Raw genomic sequence first — 16,846 nt, 5'->3', positions numbered from 1 at the left:
TCTTGGCACCGGTGCAGTCACGGTAACGGATAATGTTTAATCCCAATAGATGAGGTAGTCTTGATGACTTTTGCTTTAGGGCAACGCTGGATAAGTGATACAGAAAGTGATTTAGGGTTGGGTACAGTGGTCGCGATGGACGCTCGTACGGTGACGTTAATGTTTGCTGCATCCGAAGAGAACCGAGTGTATGCGCGTCATGATGCGCCAGTCACACGGGTGGCTTTTAATGTCGGTGATACGGTTGATAGTCAAGAAGGTTGGTCACTCAATGTTGAACAAGTGGTGGAAGATCAGGGCGTACTCACCTATTTAGGGACTCGTGAAGATACTCAACAAGCAGGCATTGCGTTGCGAGAGATTTTTCTGAGTAACCAAATCCGCTTCAATAAACCACAAGATAAGCTGTTTGCTGGGCAAATTGATCGGATGGATAACTTTGTATTGCGTTATCGTGCGCTGACCAATCAATATCAGCAACATAAAAGCCCAATGCGCGGCCTATGTGGTATGCGTGCGGGGTTAATTCCTCATCAATTATACATTGCCCATGAAGTGGGTCGCCGTTATGCGCCTCGTGTCTTGTTAGCCGATGAAGTGGGTTTAGGTAAAACCATCGAAGCGGGGATGATCATTCATCAGCAAGTGCTATCTGGACGCGCAGAGCGGATTTTAATTGTGGTGCCTGAAACATTGCAGCATCAGTGGCTGGTAGAAATGTTGCGCCGCTTTAACTTGCATTTTTCGGTATTTGATGAAGAGCGCTGTGTTGAGGCCTATGCTGAAGCGGATAATCCGTTTGAAACCCAGCAATATGTCTTATGTTCATTAGATTTCTTACGTAAAAGCCGACAACGTTTTGAACAAGCGCTCGAAGCGGAATGGGATCTGTTAGTGGTTGATGAGGCGCACCATTTACAATGGAGCCAAGATAAACCGAGTCGTGAATATCAAGTTATTGAAGGATTAGCAGAACGCACACCTGCGGTATTATTGTTAACTGCGACACCAGAGCAATTGGGACGCGAAAGTCATTTTGCTCGTTTACGCTTGCTGGATGCGGATCGTTTTTATGACTATGACGCGTTTGTTAAAGAAGAAGAGCAATATGCGCCTGTCGCTGATGCCGTGAGCGCGCTGTTATCTGGTCTTGCATTGACTGATACCGCAAAAAATCAAATCGCAGAATTATTATCCGAGCAGGACGTCGAGCCCTTACTGCGGGTATTAGACAGTCAAGCTGACGAACAGGAAAAAGCCGCTGCCCGTGATGAGTTGATCAGCAATCTTATGGATCGCCACGGTACAGGACGTGTTCTATTTAGAAATACGCGCGCTGCGATTAAAGGCTTTCCTAAGCGGAATGTGCATTTATTACCGATGGAGATTCCAGCGCAGTACAGTACTTCAATGCGCGTCGCGGGGATGATTGGTGGTAAGCTAAGTCCACAAGCGCGAGCGATGAAAATGCTCTATCCAGAAGAAATCTTCCAAGAGTTTGAAGGCGATGATGCGAGCTGGTGGCAGTTTGATTCACGAGTCAATTGGTTGATTGATAAGGTTAAAGCCAAACGTAGCGAAAAGATTTTAGTCATTGCATCTCGCTCAAGTACCGCGTTGCAATTAGAGCAAGCTCTTCGTGAGCGAGAAGGGATTCGCGCGACGGTGTTCCATGAAGGAATGTCAATCATTGATCGCGATAAAGCGGCGGCTTATTTTGCTCAAGAAGAGGGCGGAGCTCAGGTACTGATTTGTAGTGAGATTGGCTCTGAAGGACGTAACTTCCAGTTTGCTCACCAACTGGTTATGTTTGATCTGCCGTTTAACCCTGATTTGCTTGAGCAGCGGATTGGTCGCTTAGATCGTATTGGTCAAGAAAATGACATCGATATTTATGTACCTTATTTGCAAGGGACGTCACAAGGGATTCTGGCTCGCTGGTTTAATGAAGGATTGAATGCTTTTGCGGAAACATGCCCAACCGGGCGTGCGGTCTACGACCAATTCTCCGAAGCTTTGATCGCAATGCTAGCCACGGCAGACAGCAGTGAATTGGAGAGCGTGATCGAGGCTTCAGCTAAGCTCAATCAAACCCTAAAAAGCCAATTGGAACAAGGGCGTGACCGTTTATTGGAAATGCACTCGAATGGTGGAGAAAAAGCGCTGCAGATCGCTCAGTCGATTGCAGAAACCGATGGTGATACCAATCTGGTTTCTTTCGCATTAAGTCTGTTTGATACCGTTGGGTTAAATCAAGATGACCGTGGTGACAATGCTTTAGTGGTCACGCCCTCTGAACATATGATGGTTTCGAGTTATCCCGGTTTGCCTTATGAAGGGGCGACGATTACTTTTGACCGTACTACAGCGCTTTCTCGTGAAGATATGCACTTTATCAGTTGGGAGCACCCGATGATTCAAGGTGGGATTGATCTTCTAATGAGTGAAGGAGTTGGCGTTTGTGCGGTATCTCTGTTGAAAAATAAAGCGCTGCCAGTGGGGACAATTCTATTAGAGATGGTCTATTTGGTGGATGCTCAAGCGCCTAAGAGCAGTGGTATCAGCCGTTTCTTACCCGCAACACCAATCCGTATTCTGATGGATGGCCGCGGCAATGATTTATCAGCGCAAGTCGATTTTGAAAGTTTTAATCGTCAGTTAAGCCCGGTTAATCGTCATTTAGCCAGTAAATTGGTGGCTTCTGTACAGGCTGAAATTCATCGTTTAATTGTCGCCAGCGATCCTGCGGTTAGTACGAAAGTACACGCTATTCGTGAGCAGGCCAAGCAGGAGATGGAGCATAATTTGCACGCAGAGTTAGCGCGTTTATTGGCACTGAAAGCGGTTAACCCGAATATCCGTGATGAAGAGATCAGCGCATTAGAGCAGCAGATAAGTGCATTAAGTGGGTATATTTCTCAAGCGCAATACCAACTTGATTCACTGCGTTTGATTGTGGTTTCACATAACTAACGTTATATCCCGTTCGTTTTAATGTAAAAAGGCTTTGTCCAATGACAAAGCCTTTTTTGATCCGCTTGAATCGGATGCGAAATAGAGCACCCGCTTTCACGATTAGACTAGCCATTTCCACCAAATAAACAGCGCTAAGAAACCGAATAGATAAATCAATCCCACGATCGATAACGCTCGCGTTTTTTTACCAAGTGCTAATTCGGCTGGTAAAGGGGTCTTAGTGACTAATATGTAATTGAGTAGGGCAAAAAATGGCGTGGTCATAAATGCCATCACCATGGCAAAGTTGAGCATTGGCATCAAGGCAAACGCCCAAAAGACAATGATGGCCAACGCCAGCGCTGAAACGATAAACAGCCATGTTTGAAACAAACGAGGTGAAGCGTGAGTTTTATGTTGCAGTAAACGCTGTGCTTCGGCAATGACACGTGAATAGCCATCAATCACCGTAATTGTGCTGCCAAAAATACAGAAAAAGGCGATAACAGCAATCAAATAGCGCGACCATTCACCAATGGTGGAAGCGTACAAACCGACCAGTTGATGAGAGAATCCAATGCCTGATTGTGCCAGCTCAACCCCTGTACCGTGTAGCACCAAACTGCCCAGTGCAAGAAACACAATAGCGAGTAAGGCTGTACCAATATAGCCGACATTGAAATCAAACAGTGCCGATTGTGCAGTCACATTTTGTTGGCGGCGCTGACTTTTTAGCCACATTGAGGTTAAGCTCGAAATTTCAATTGGTGCCGGCATCCAGCCCATTGTCACGACGATAAAACCGATTGCAGCGAATGTCCAAGGTGAGGGCGTTTCGCTGACAACGGTGAATGGGGCGGGCCCAGTCGCGGCAATGAAGACCGCAGTGAGAGTCGCTAGGGTGAGCACTGCCATGATGGTTTTGGAGAGAACATCCAAAGCTTTGTAGTGCCCTGCGATCAAAATAATCAAACAAGTCACTAAAATGAGGCCGCTAAGTACGCTGGTCGCTATTTCAAATGGGATGAAGTAACCCAGTAAACTGGCACTGAATAACAGTAACGCAGCCGTATTAACAATCGCGGAGAAAATACTTAAGAGAGTGAATCCCCACAGGTAGGTTTTTCCTAGCTTAGCGTAACCTTCAACGAGACTTTCTCCGGTTCCCATGGTGTATTGAACACCAGCTTTAAAGAAAGGGTATTTGAATAAATTCACCAGTAAAATCAATGCCGCTAATTGCCAGCCATAAATTGCGCCAGCTTGAGTGGAAGCGACAAGATGGGAGCCTCCGACTGCCGCTGCAGCCATCATGATCCCCGGACCAAGTGAGCGAACTAATTGTTTTAACCTGAGTTTTTCGGTGTTTGAATAAGGGACACTGTTTTCCATTCTCGATCCTTTTTCTACCTTTGACTTACGTTTGCGGTCACTTGGTTTTAGGCCATGATTGAGCAATCTTCAATGCCAGAGGTATGATTGATAGTTGTGTTTGATTTATTGTTATGGTCATAGTCACTATCCCCTTCCTACTTGAAGCTGCAGCGGTGTTGGCTACGTTGGTTCACCTCAATCAGATAGTCTGGCTATGATTGTGGTGATGAACCCACTTGCCGCTTACCTGTCACTCCAAGTGATTTTGGCATATGACTTATTGATCTTATGTCAATATATCGTATCAATATCACAGGTTAATATTCTGTCAACTTTTAGTTACGTTTTCGGTAGGGCTACTAAGCACAAGCGATGCATAAAGCGCCGATCATCCCTCTTACCATCAATCTGCAACTTGACCCTATTTAAGTATATAATGCGGCGTTTTTTCCTGATGAGACAATAATAATGGCGATGATTGAATACCATCCCCCCACCGATCCGTGGATAGATGTGGTGTATGAAGATGAGTATATTTTGGCGGTCAATAAACCGTCAGGATTACTCTCTGTGCCCGGCAAACACATTGAGCACTATGACAGTATGTGGAGTCGCTTGGTGGCTGAGCATTCGGAAATCCAAGTCGTGCATCGTTTAGATATGTCGACCTCAGGTTTAATGCTGTTTGCTAAGAATAAATACATGGAAGCGGCGCTGAAAAAGCAGTTTCAGTATCGATTAACCCATAAAGTCTACTATGCGCGAGTATGGGGCAAGCTTGAGCAGCAGCAAGGTGAAGTTGATTTACCATTAATCTGCGATTGGCCGAATCGTCCGCGACAAAAAGTCTGTTTTGAGCACGGTAAAGCATCGAAAACCTTGTATCAGGTGGTTAAGCAAGAGGATCAGACAACGATTGTGCGTTTGTTTCCTGTCACTGGGCGTTCTCATCAGTTACGAGTACATATGTTAGCGATTGGGCATCCGATAGTCGGTGACGAGTTTTATGCTTCTCCGGAGGCATTAGCCTTTTCTGATCGATTAGCCCTGCACGCTGCAGAACTCAGCTTTTATCATCCACGCAGTCATTGGCTGCGCACCATTTTTGTACCGTGTGATTTCTATCCCGAAGCTGAGGCGGTGATCTTGGATCATTTTGATCCAGAAAGAAAACTACCGGATTATAAAACTCTGCCTCGTCCTTAATGTGATTGAACGAGACTCAGCGAAGTAATCAATGTGCGATTAAAGTGATTTTATAGGGAGTGGTTTATGTCATTACTTAACATTGTGTTTTTGGATCGAGCGACGATCCCTCGCCATATTGATCTTCCCGATCTGAGCGTTGCTCACCAGTGGCGAGAGTATGATTTTACGACTCCTGAGCAGGTGCTTGAGCGCATCGGTGACGCTGATATCGTGATTACTAATAAAGTGGTACTCACTCGCGAGATACTGGCTCAACTACCGAAACTCAAGTTGGTCGCGATTTCTGCTACGGGAACGAATAATGTTGATTTATCGGCGTGTCGTGAGCTAAACATTGCGGTGTGTAATGTGCAGGGCTATGCCACTCAATCGGTACCTGAACATGTTATTGCGATGATGTTTGCCTTAAGACGCAATCTTTTTGGATACCATCAAGATATTGCTGCTGGAGAGTGGCAACGCAATAAGCAGTTTTGTTTCTTTACTCATCCGATTGGTGATATTGCCGGTAGTGTGATGGGTATTATTGGTGGTGGATCGCTAGGCAAAGCAACGGCTGCCCTAGCTCAAGCATTAGGGATGCAAGTGGTCTTTGCAGAACACAAAGGTGCTGACTCTTGCCGTGAAGGGTATGTTCATTTTGAGCAGGTATTAACGACGGCTGATGTATTAACACTGCATTGCCCTTTAACGGCAGCGACCACCCATTTAATCAGTCAGCCAGAGTTGGCGTTAATGAAACCGAATGCGCTGGTTATTAATACTGGTCGAGGAGGATTAATTGATGAAGTGGCTCTGGTGGATGCGTTAAAGCAACGTCGTATTGCTGGAGCTGGAGTGGATGTCTTTACTCAAGAGCCTGCTGACATGGGAAATCCACTGATTGCCAATATGGACTTACCGAATTTATTACTCACGCCACATGTTGCTTGGGGAAGCGATAGTGCCATTCAACGTCTGGTGACGATACTAATCGCGAATATCGAGGCATTTATTGCTGGAAAGTCGCAAAATAGGTTGGTTTAGTTACAGGTTATAAAGAGAAAGGCAGCTTTATTGCTGCCTTTCTTATTAGGTAAAGATGAAATTTATAAAGCGCTGATAGTGGCTTTTTGTTCGATTAACTTCACCAGGGTTTCTTGATAGCCATTGAGTTTGTCACGCTCGACAGCAACCACCGCTTCTGGGGCTTTGGCAATAAAACCTTGATTGCTCAACTTGCCTTCAATACGCTTGATTTCGCCTTCGGTTTTGGCGATTTCTTTCGCTAGACGCTCAAGTTCAGCTTGTTTATCAATCAATCCTGCCATCGGGATCATCAATTCCGATTTGCCGACCAGTGCGGTAGCACAAGCTGGCGTAACTTCATTGCTTTCAATCGCTCGTACGGACTCAAGTTTAGCGAGAGAGATCAGCACAGGTTTATTGGCTTCAACGCGTGCGGCATCTTCTTCATTAGCAACTTTCAACATTACCGATAAAGGTTTGCCCGGATTAATATCATACTCAGCACGTAGGTTACGAATGCTGGTAATAAAGGCTTTTACCCATTCAATATCATCCAGTGCCTTTTGATTAAAGTTTTCTGGATTATATTGAGGCAGTGCTTGGAGCATGATGGTCTCGCCCTCAACCCCGTCAACCAGAGGCTTGATGCTTTGCCAGATGGTTTCGGTAATATAAGGGATCACCGGGTGAGCTAAACGCAGTGTTTTTTCGAGAACGGTAATAAGGGTGCGACGCGTACCGCGTTGCTGAGCTTCAGACCCTTTCCAAAGAATCGGTTTGGTTAGCTCCAGATACCAGTCACAGAATTGGTTCCAGATAAACTCGTATAAGGTATTTGCAGCCATATCTAATCGGAAGTTATTGATATGGTTGTTAAACTCTTTAGCTGCTAGTTCAAACTGGGATTCAATCCACTTGTCGGCCAGTGAGTACTCGATCTCACCAGCAGTAAAGCCACAGTCTTGCTCTTCGGTATTCATCAACACGTAACGGCTGGCATTCCACAACTTATTACAGAAGTTGCGGTAGCCCTCTAAGCGTTTCATATCCCAGTTAATATCACGACCAGTTGAAGCCATGGCTGCTAGAGTGAAGCGCAGTGCATCAGTACCATAAGCGTCGATACCGCTTTCAAACGTTTTACGCGTGTTTTTCTCGATTTTAGCGGCAAGTTGAGGCTGCATCATGTTGCCACAACGTTTCTCAACTAATGACTCAAGATCGATACCGTCGATCATATCGATAGGATCAAGGACGTTACCTTTCGATTTTGACATTTTATCGCCATTTTCATCACGGATAAGACCGGTGACATAAACGGTTTTAAATGGGACTTGAGGTTTGCCATGCTCATCTTTACAGAAATGCATGGTCATCATGATCATCCGTGCTACCCAGAAGAAAATAATGTCAAAGCCTGTCACCAACACATCCGATGGATGGAAGGTTTTTAGTGCATCGGTATTTTCTGGCCAGCCTTGAGTACCAAACGTCCAAAGTGCAGAGGAGAACCACGTATCTAACACATCGTTATCTTGCTTAAGCACCACGACTGGCGCAAGGTTGTGTTTAGTACGCACTTCTTGTTCATCACGACCGACATAAACGTTGCCATCATTATCATACCAAGCCGGAATACGATGTCCCCACCAGAGCTGACGAGAAATACACCAATCTTGTACGTCGCGCATCCAAGAGAAGTACATGTTTTCGTACTGCTTAGGAACAAACTGAATGTCACCGTTTTCTACGGCTTCGACCGCTGTTTTTGCTAACGGAGCAGTGCGTACATACCATTGATCGGTCAGCATCGGTTCAATTACGACACCACCACGATCACCATACGGTACGGTCAGATCGTGATCTTTGATTTCATCCAGTAAGCCCAGTTCAGTAAATTCCGCAACGATTGCCTTGCGTGCGGCAAAACGCTCCATACCGTGGTATTTTTCTGGAAGCTCACTGCTGTACACATCACTTGATTCACCATTACTATTAAACACTTCGGCGGCATCACGAATGTTGGCATCAAAGGTGAGAATGTTGATCATCGGTAATTGATGGCGTTTACCCACTTCGTAGTCATTGAAGTCGTGAGCCGGGGTGATTTTTACACAACCCGTGCCTTTTTCCATATCGGCGTGCTCATCGGCAACGATAGGAATGCGGCGATTAACGATAGGGAGTAGGATTTCTTTACCGATCAATGCTTGGTAACGAGGATCTTCAGGGTTAACCGCGACACCAGTATCACCGAGCATGGTTTCAGGACGAGTGGTGGCGACGACGATATAATCTTTACCGTCCGCGGTTGTAATACCATCGGCTAACGGGTAGCGGAAGTGCCACATGTGGCCTTTGATATCTTTATTTTCAACTTCAAGATCGGAAATCGCGGTGTGCAGTTTTGGATCCCAGTTAACCAGACGTTTGCCACGATAGATCAAATCATCTTCATACAAACGAACAAAGACCTCTTGCACGGCATTTGATAAACCTTCATCCATGGTAAAGCGTTCACGGTCCCAATCAACTGAGGCCCCTAGGCGACGTAACTGTTGAGTAATCGTACCGCCAGATTCAGCCTTCCACTCCCAAATTTTGTCGATAAACGCTTCACGACCATAATCGTGCTTCGTTTTGCCTTCTTCAGCAGCAATTTTGCGTTCAACAACCATTTGGGTGGCGATACCAGCGTGGTCTGTTCCGACTTGCCATAAGGTATTTTTACCTTTCATACGTTCGCAACGGATCAAAGTATCCATGATGGTATCTTGGAAAGCGTGACCCATATGAAGGCTACCAGTGACGTTCGGTGGCGGAATCATAATGCTGTACGCTGGCTTTGAGGTGTCACCGTGTGGCTTAAAGTAGCCGTTCTCTTCCCAAGTCTGATAGAGAGCTTGTTCGATTGCTGTTGGGTTATATGTCTTTTCCATAGTGCTCTTAAATGGATACTGTGAATAGTTAATCTTAGTCAAACTTCATAAGTGAAGGATCTTGGTCAAGATCGCCTTAACTATAAGGTTTGACCTACGGATGCTGTAGCTCGATCGTTTGTAACTGATAGCCTGCTTGACGATAGATTTTATATCGTTCACGTGCCAGCTGCTTGGTTTTTTCTTCGCAGGGGACGAAGTCTACCACCTCTCTAAAGGCGTTCGCAAAGGTTGTATGATTATCGGCCAGATTTATTACCAATTGGCGATTGTAGGTTGGCTTCACTCCGTGATAGCCAATTTCAATCGGAGTGCCATATTTGGGACCTTCACCGATCAGGTTATGAGCGATAAACTGAGTGGGCTCAACTTGCCAAAAGCGTTCCGCTAACTGTTCTGCATGACGTTTATCTTGGCAATGCACGTACACCTTGGCACCTTGCCGAGCAAAATGGTGTGCTAGGTAAACAATATAGTGCTCAAACCCTGTAATGGTCGCTTGAGGGCTATCATTAGCAATTAAATAAAAGGTTGCGGTTGCCATTGGTTACCTCACATTGATTGCAATAAAAAAGGGCCGTTTGGCCCTTTTTTGAGGTTTATTCCTCGCTATCGTGGCCACTACGATTGAGGAGAAATTGCACTAACATCGAGACTGGACGTCCAGTCGAACCTTTGGCGGCACCCGATTTCCAAGCTGTACCAGCCACATCAATATGCGCCCAATTATATTTCTTGGTAAACTTCGATAAGAAACATCCTGCGGTGATGGCACCACCTGGACGACCGCCGATATTCGCCATATCAGCAAACGGGCTCTTTAATTGTTCATGATATTCATCTGCTAACGGTAAACGCCAAGCACGATCACTCGATTGCTCAGAGGCGTTGATCAACTCATGAGCCAGAGGGTTATGGTTCGACATAACGGCACTAATGTGATGACCAAGAGCAATGACGCAAGCTCCCGTTAAGGTTGCGACATCAATGACGCAATCGGGTTCAAAACGCTCAACATAAGTCAGAGCATCACACAGTACTAATCGCCCTTCAGCATCGGTATTCAATACTTCAACGGTTTGGCCTGACATGGTGGTAAGGATATCGCCTGGGCGATAGGCATTACTGCCAGGCATATTTTCACAACCCGCCAAAATACCCACCACATTAATGGGTAGATTCAGCTTGGCTAATGCTTTCATTGCGCCGAACACTGAAGCTGCGCCACACATGTCGTATTTCATCTCATCCATGGCTTCGCCTGGTTTGAGTGAGATACCGCCTGAATCAAAGGTTAAGCCTTTACCAACTAGCACAATCGGTTTTGCTGTTGGGTCTGCGTGTCCTTTATATTCGATCACCGACATCATGGATTCATTTTTCGAACCTCGGCCTACCGCTAAATAAGATGTCATACCGAGTTTTTCCATCTCTTCTTCACCAATGATTTTGGTGGTGATGGTCGGATAATCGTCCGCTAAACGACGGGCTTGAGAGGCCAAATAGGCTGGGTTGGCGATATTCGGTGGCATGTTACCAAGATCTTTACTGGCTTTCACACCAGAAGCAATGGCTAAACCATGGTTGATGGCTCGTTCACCTAAGCTTAATTCTCGGCGAGTTGGAACATTAAATACCAGCTTACGCAGTGGGCGACGAGTTTCTGGCTTAACACTTTTAAATTGATCAAAGGTATACAAACCATCTTTGGTTGCTTCTACGGCTTGACGAACTTTCCAGTAGGTGTCGCGGCCTTTAACGTGTAACTCAGTTAAGAAGCATACAGCTTCCATTGAGCCAGTTTCGTTAAGAGTGCTAATGGTTTTTTGGATGATCTCTTTATATTGACGTTCACCCAGTTCACGCTCTTTACCACAACCAACCAGTAATACCCGTTCAGACAAGACTCCCGGAACTTGATGCAACAGCAGCATCTGGCCCGGTTTTCCTTCAAGATCACCGCGACGCAGTAGTGAACTGATGTAGCCATCACTGATTTTATCAAGTTGTTCTGCTACTGGAGAAAGTCGGCGTGGTTCAAAAACCCCCACCACAATGCATGCACTGCGTTGTTTTTCTGGGCTACCACTTTTAACACTGAACTCCATGCGTACTCCTACATCCTAAAGACAAATAGAACTAAATGTTAGATAATGCATTCTTACTTGATGAATCCGTTAATGGATCGACCTATAGTTTAGGTGTTCTAACAGATAGCGAAATTTTAAAAAAATAAAAGGTTCAACGGGAAATTATAGTGATTCAATCAAAAAAACAAGTTTTGCATAGGTTATTTCAGCGTGATTATTGTTAGATATTTGATCCGAGAGACATTAAAGAGCCAGTTTGCGATCTTTTTCGTGCTGTTTTTAGTGTTTTTGAGCCAAAAATTCATTCGTGTTCTCGCTGATGCTTCGGATGGTGAAATTCCTGCGCGAATGATCCTATCAATCGTCGCGTTAAATATGCCAGCGATGGGATTGCTCATGCTGCCGCTGAGCTTATACATCGGTATTCTGCTGACCTTTGGTCGCTTGTACGCAGAAAGCGAAATCACTGTAATGAACGCAACGGGTATCGGAAATAAGTTTCTGATCCGCGCCGCGCTTTACTTAGCGATCATTACCTCAAGTGCCGCGGCTTTTAATGCTTTTTGGTTATCGCCATGGAGCCAAGATAAAGAAGCCCAACTCATTGAACAGTTAGCGGCTGAAAGTAGCGTTGATTTATTACAAAAAGGTCAATTTCAGCGTTCGCCAGATGGTTCATCAGTAGTTTTTATTGATAACATCGAAAATAGAAAGTTACAGAATGTTTTTGTCGCACAGCTTGCCCCTCGTCAATCGATTTTACCTAGCGTGATGTTTTCTGATTCTGGCGAAGTCAAAGAGTTGAGTGATGGGCGACAGATGATCACTATGCATAATGGGGTTCGTTATGAAGGAGTTCCGACGCGATTAGACTATATGATCACGCGTTTTGATCAATACGAAGGTCTCATTGGTCAACGCTCGGTCAAGGCTAAAGGACGTGATTGGCAAGAGACGCCGACTTTAGCTTTGATTCGGAATCCGGATCCGCGTGCGCAAGCAGAGCTGCAATGGCGTATTTCATTGGTGTTGTGTATTCCACTACTGACGATGTTGGTGGTGCCACTGTCGGCAGTCAATCCGAGGCAGGGACGATTTGCCAAAATGGGTCCTGCCATTTTGATTTATTTAACTTATTTCTTAACCATCAGCGCCATGAAATCTGCTTTAGAAGATGGAACGATTCCGATTGAAATTGGCATGTGGCCCATCAACGCTGCCCTATTATTTGCTGCGATTATTGCAAATACCTTGGATAGCGTATGGGTAAGAAAGATAAAAGACAAATTCAGACCAAAGCGCAAGGTGGCCTAATTCGTGTTTAAAATTTTAGATTGGTATATCGGGCGAACCATTATTGCTACCACAAGTCTTGTCCTAGTGACCTTCGTGGGCTTGTCCGGCATTATTAAATATGTTGAGCAGTTAAGAAAAGTTGGCGATGGCAGCTATGATCTTTTGCAAGCTTTGTTTTTTGTACTGTTAAGTGTACCGCGCGATGTGGAAATGTTTTTTCCAATGGCGGCGCTACTGGGTGCGCTTATCGGTTTGGGAGCCCTAGCCGCCAGTTCAGAATTAGTGGTGATGCAAGCCTCTGGCTTTTCTAAATTAGATATCGGTTTATCGGTGCTCAAAACCGCGATTCCCTTAATGATTATTGTTACTTTACTGGGTGAATGGGGCGCCCCTCAAGCTCAAAAAATGGCTCGTGATATGCGAGCTTTTGCAACCTCTGGTGGTAATATCCTTTCTGTAAGGACAGGTGTATGGGCCAGAGACGCCAATGATTTTATCTTTGTCGCGAAGATTGATAATGAGCGTCTCTATGGTTTGAATATGTGGCGTTTTGATGAGCAAAAACAGCTTCGTCATGTGGTATTTGCTGAGCAGGTGGATTATTTAGGTGACAACCATTGGTTAATGAAGCAAGTTCAGATCACCGATTTACAAGATAATGTGGTTCTGACCAAACAGTATTTAGATGTCTACCAATGGCGTACGGCTTTAGCACCCGATAAATTAGCTGTTGTGACTGTTAAGCCTGAAGAGCTCGCCTTAAGTGGCCTTTATGATTATGTGCATTATTTGAAAGCCTCTGAGCAAGATGCCTCTCGTTATGAATTAGCTTTATGGCGAAAATTGACGCAACCGTTCTCAATCGGTGTGATGATGTTGATGGCACTGTCATTTATTTTTGGTCCACTGCGCAGCGTAACTATGGGAGCAAGAATTCTTTCTGGAGTGATTGCGGGTTTCACTTTTTACATTTCCAGTGAATTTTTTGGTCCATTAAGTTTAGTTTACGGTTTTCCACCTGTTTTTGGCGCGATTGCACCTAGTCTAGTCTTTCTTAGTATTGCCGTTATGTTATTACGTCGTAAGTTGTAGAATGAAACCAATAATAGGAGGGGAGATGATTTATCTCCCCTCCTATTATTTTCGAGCAAGATACCTTTCCTTTCTACAGCTCAACGTCGTTTGGTTATACGTTTCAACGAGATTGACTGACCACAACCACTTCTGTTTTAGCCCATATATCTTGAAAACTGCGTTTTTGTGGGTCAATCAGTACCGTTAAGTTCCCTAATCCTAACCCTGCGGTTGCAAGCCGAATAAGAGCTTGTGTGGTAGTGATTAAGCTACCGTCTTGATTACGGACCAGGATCTTCGATGCTTTCATGCCTAGGGTTTGCCCGTGCTTGGTCCAACAATAAACAAAAAAGTAAATCCAAATGGTAGCCAAATACAAGGTATAGGCTGGACTGACAGTGGGATGACGAGTTAAAAATTGGCTGACATTTTGATAAGGACCATAGCTTAGAAAACCAATCGTGACTAAGGCCTCTAATATCACCATGATCATGCCGCCCGCTACAAACAATAGAAAAACAACAATCAATGAATCATAGAGTAGTGCGGTCAATCGGCGAAAAAATCCAGCTGACAGTAAGGGCGAGGTCTTATTCATAGTAGTCTGTATAAAGGAGATGAATGACTATCAGCATATCGACAGTTTACTATCCTGAAAAGAGAGTCAGAAAAAGAAGGGGACTTGTGGCGAAATATTCAGCAAACGATTTGTTTTTCAATATTTTGTTATTGCGCTACCGTCGTTCTTACGTATAATGCCCGACATCAGATGGCAACAGCCTAGATGCCGATGTGGTGAAATTGGTAGACACGACGGATTCAAAATCCGTTTCCTTCGGGAGTGGCGGTTCAAGTCCGCCCATCGGTACCATAATTTATACAACAAAGCCTCGACGAAAGTCGGGGCTTTGTTGTTTCTGAACCAACCACATCAATATTTTCAATTTCATGCCGCTAATATGTTAACCGTAAGCACAGTTACCGAGTACTGAGCGTGATTTTGCCACGTCTATCTCCTACACTAGACAAAAATCCTATTTTGTTGGTCCTGATCGTGGCAAGTACAAGCATAAAGATTACCGTCGATAGATTGCAGCCAGGTTTACATATTCGCTTACCAGTGAAATGGAATGAGCATCCTTTTTTATTCAATAGCTTTAAAATTCAGTCTGTTGAACAAATTCAGTTGATTAAGCATTTGGGTATACAGCATGTCTTCTTAAATCCCGCACAAAGTGATACATCGCCTTTACCTCTCGATAGTGAGCCTCAAACAGTAGCAGAACCGACGAATCTTGATGAACAGGCGGATAAACTCTGGCAGGAGAAAGAACAACGGATAGAGAAACTCAATTGTTATCGTCGTCAGGTATTAGAGTGTGAAAAAGAGTTCGAGCGTTCTTTAGCGCGGATGCGAGCGATTATGAATAAAATTCGTAGCCGCCCGACTGATGCTATTGATGAAGCTAGCGCCTTAGTAGAAGAGATCGTTGATAAATTATTGAGTGATGAAAATGTTACTTTGCATCTAATGAATAGTAAGAGTGAATTTGAAGATATCTATTTTCATTCACTGAATGTTTCGGTGATCTCAATGATGATCGCTAAAGCTAAAGGACTCTCTGAGTTACAAATCAAACAAATAGCCTTTGCGGCACTATTTCACGATATTGGTAAAATAAGAGTGCCGAGTGCAATCGTGCGTAAAACGACGCCACTCACTGAACCAGAAAAAAATTATCTTAAGTTACACACAAAATATGGCTTAGAAATGGTGAGTAATTTTGACGCTTTCCCGGAAAGCGCAAAAATTGTTATTGAGCAGCACCATGAGTTAAGCGATGGTTCTGGGTATCCCAAGGGTCTTAAAGAAGCCGATATTGATGAGTTAACTCAAGTCATTTCGGTTGCGAATGCATTTGATAATCTTTGTCATCCTGCGATTGCTAGCGAGCAAAAAATTCCTTATATCGCTCTCTCTTATCTATATAAAAATGCCAAGCATCTCTATAACCAAGAAAACTTAAGTATTTTAGTTAAATTTATGGGGGTGTACCCACCGGGTACGGTAGTTCAATTATCGAATAATGCTATTGGCTTGGTGATATCCGTCAATGCTAAGCAGCTATTATCCCCGAATGTATTGATTTATGATCCCTCGGTCCCTAGAACACAAGCACCGATTATTGATCTTGCTGATAAAGAGATAAAAATCCTTAGTGCAATTTTGCCAAATAAGCTTCCTGATAAGATTCGTGATTACTTAAATCCAAGGGCGCGAATTTCCTATTTCTTTGATAGTGATGACTAGTTATCCACAGGTGAATGTGGGTAATATGTTGGCTATCTGATGATAAGTGGTAGGTAAATAATGGTTTGCTGGTTATTTGCGCAAACGGTGTTTTTTTTCGAAAAAATCTAAAATTTACACTTGCCAAGTCAATCGAACTCCCTATAATGCGCCCTCACTGACACGGCAGACGCCACAAGGCTTCAGGCAGTGTTGGTTGAGGGAAAGCTTCTAAAAAAGAAAATTTGAAAAAGTGTTTGACTCTTCAAATTAACTCGCTAGAATTCACCTCCGCTTCGAAGCTCAGTGAGCCTCGCAAGCAACGCTCTTTAACAATTTAAACCAATCAATCTGTGTGGGCACTCGTTGATGATAATCAAAATGCTTAGCAATAAGCACTTCGGTATCAATGAACTGAGTGACCAATTGATAGCGCTTTTAGCACTATCGGCACAGTCAATTCATTATCGTTCTGTTGGAACGATAATAGCTTTGAATTACTTATGGTAGTTTAAAGTCAGTATTCATTGAGCCACAAAAAACTTAAATTGAAGAGTTTGATCATGGCTCAGATTGAACGCTGGCGGCAGGCCTAACACATGCAAGTCGAG

The 16,846-nt window shown here is 44.3% G+C and carries 11 protein-coding genes, 1 tRNA gene and 1 rRNA gene; 8 read left to right on the top strand and 5 right to left on the bottom strand.

Annotation, left to right across the window (positions count from 1 at the left end; genetic code table 11):
• Positions 1–63 precede the first annotated feature (63 nt).
• Positions 64–2,973 carry an RNA polymerase-associated protein RapA gene (gene rapA / locus AACS00_RS12990; RefSeq protein ID WP_110167672.1) on the top strand — a complete coding sequence of 970 codons (2,910 nt, stop codon included), beginning with the start codon at positions 64–66 and terminating at the stop codon, positions 2,971–2,973.
• Between the two features lie 102 nt (positions 2,974–3,075).
• Here the strand turns inward: rapA and AACS00_RS12985 are convergent, their stop codons facing one another.
• On the bottom strand, positions 3,076–4,347 hold the full coding sequence (locus AACS00_RS12985; protein ID WP_110167671.1) for an NRAMP family divalent metal transporter: 1,272 nt from the start codon (positions 4,345–4,347) through the stop codon (positions 3,076–3,078).
• Between the two features lie 450 nt (positions 4,348–4,797).
• Here AACS00_RS12985 and AACS00_RS12980 point away from each other — a divergent pair, with 450 nt between their 5' ends.
• Positions 4,798–5,535, top strand: a complete 738-nt coding sequence (locus AACS00_RS12980; protein ID WP_072670380.1) for a pseudouridine synthase — start codon at positions 4,798–4,800, stop codon at positions 5,533–5,535.
• A gap of 66 nt (positions 5,536–5,601) precedes the next feature.
• Positions 5,602–6,564 carry a D-2-hydroxyacid dehydrogenase gene (locus AACS00_RS12975; RefSeq protein WP_110167670.1) on the top strand — a complete coding sequence of 321 codons (963 nt, stop codon included), beginning with the start codon at positions 5,602–5,604 and terminating at the stop codon, positions 6,562–6,564.
• Between the two features lie 62 nt (positions 6,565–6,626).
• Here AACS00_RS12975 and AACS00_RS12970 read toward each other — a convergent pair whose 3' ends face one another.
• From AACS00_RS12970 to pepA, 3 genes are all read right to left on the bottom strand, one after another.
• A complete protein-coding gene (locus AACS00_RS12970; protein WP_110167669.1) occupies positions 6,627–9,485 on the bottom strand; it encodes a valine--tRNA ligase in 2,859 nt (952 codons plus the stop codon).
• 94 nt (positions 9,486–9,579) lie between these two features.
• Positions 9,580–10,029, bottom strand: a complete 450-nt coding sequence (locus AACS00_RS12965; protein WP_110167668.1) for a DNA polymerase III subunit chi — start codon at positions 10,027–10,029, stop codon at positions 9,580–9,582.
• A gap of 55 nt (positions 10,030–10,084) precedes the next feature.
• Entirely contained in the window at positions 10,085–11,593 is a 1,509-nt protein-coding gene (gene pepA, locus AACS00_RS12960; protein WP_004394608.1) for a leucyl aminopeptidase, read from the bottom strand.
• A gap of 192 nt (positions 11,594–11,785) precedes the next feature.
• Here pepA and lptF point away from each other — a divergent pair, with 192 nt between their 5' ends.
• Entirely contained in the window at positions 11,786–12,889 is a 1,104-nt protein-coding gene (gene lptF / locus AACS00_RS12955) for an LPS export ABC transporter permease LptF (RefSeq protein ID WP_072670376.1), read from the top strand.
• 3 nt (positions 12,890–12,892) lie between these two features.
• The gene (gene lptG, locus AACS00_RS12950; RefSeq protein WP_072670375.1) at positions 12,893–13,963 is read left to right on the top strand and encodes an LPS export ABC transporter permease LptG; all 1,071 of its coding nucleotides are present in this window, start codon (positions 12,893–12,895) and stop codon (positions 13,961–13,963) included.
• A 103-nt stretch (positions 13,964–14,066) separates the two neighbouring features.
• On the opposite strand, the gene AACS00_RS12945 is transcribed toward lptG, so the two are convergent.
• The gene (locus AACS00_RS12945) at positions 14,067–14,543 is read right to left on the bottom strand and encodes an RDD family protein (RefSeq protein ID WP_072670374.1); all 477 of its coding nucleotides are present in this window, start codon (positions 14,541–14,543) and stop codon (positions 14,067–14,069) included.
• Between the two features lie 188 nt (positions 14,544–14,731).
• On the opposite strand from AACS00_RS12945, the gene AACS00_RS12940 reads away from it, so the two are divergent.
• The 3 genes from AACS00_RS12940 to AACS00_RS12930 form a co-directional block, all read left to right on the top strand.
• Positions 14,732–14,816 (top strand) — tRNA-Leu (locus AACS00_RS12940).
• 183 nt (positions 14,817–14,999) lie between these two features.
• The gene (locus tag AACS00_RS12935) at positions 15,000–16,256 is read left to right on the top strand and encodes an HD-GYP domain-containing protein (protein WP_072670611.1); all 1,257 of its coding nucleotides are present in this window, start codon (positions 15,000–15,002) and stop codon (positions 16,254–16,256) included.
• Between the two features lie 524 nt (positions 16,257–16,780).
• Positions 16,781–16,846 (top strand): 16S ribosomal RNA (locus AACS00_RS12930); the annotation flags it as partial.

It is taken from the genome of Vibrio sp. 11986-1-5 (assembly GCF_963878025.1).
Lineage (GTDB): Bacteria > Pseudomonadota > Gammaproteobacteria > Enterobacterales > Vibrionaceae > Vibrio > Vibrio injensis.
The sequence above is the reverse complement of the archived record's forward strand: the minus strand, read 5'-3'. Positions and strand labels throughout refer to the sequence as shown.

Coding starts and splice junctions, on each gene's coding strand:
- rapA (WP_110167672.1), top strand. CDS start 64: ATGACTTTTGCTTTAGGGCAACGCTGGATAAGTGATACAGAAAGTGAT.
- AACS00_RS12985 (WP_110167671.1), bottom strand. CDS start 4,347: ATGGAAAACAGTGTCCCTTATTCAAACACCGAAAAACTCAGGTTAAAA.
- AACS00_RS12980 (WP_072670380.1), top strand. CDS start 4,798: ATGGCGATGATTGAATACCATCCCCCCACCGATCCGTGGATAGATGTG.
- AACS00_RS12975 (WP_110167670.1), top strand. CDS start 5,602: ATGTCATTACTTAACATTGTGTTTTTGGATCGAGCGACGATCCCTCGC.
- AACS00_RS12970 (WP_110167669.1), bottom strand. CDS start 9,485: ATGGAAAAGACATATAACCCAACAGCAATCGAACAAGCTCTCTATCAG.
- AACS00_RS12965 (WP_110167668.1), bottom strand. CDS start 10,029: ATGGCAACCGCAACCTTTTATTTAATTGCTAATGATAGCCCTCAAGCG.
- pepA (WP_004394608.1), bottom strand. CDS start 11,593: ATGGAGTTCAGTGTTAAAAGTGGTAGCCCAGAAAAACAACGCAGTGCA.
- AACS00_RS12945 (WP_072670374.1), bottom strand. CDS start 14,543: ATGAATAAGACCTCGCCCTTACTGTCAGCTGGATTTTTTCGCCGATTG.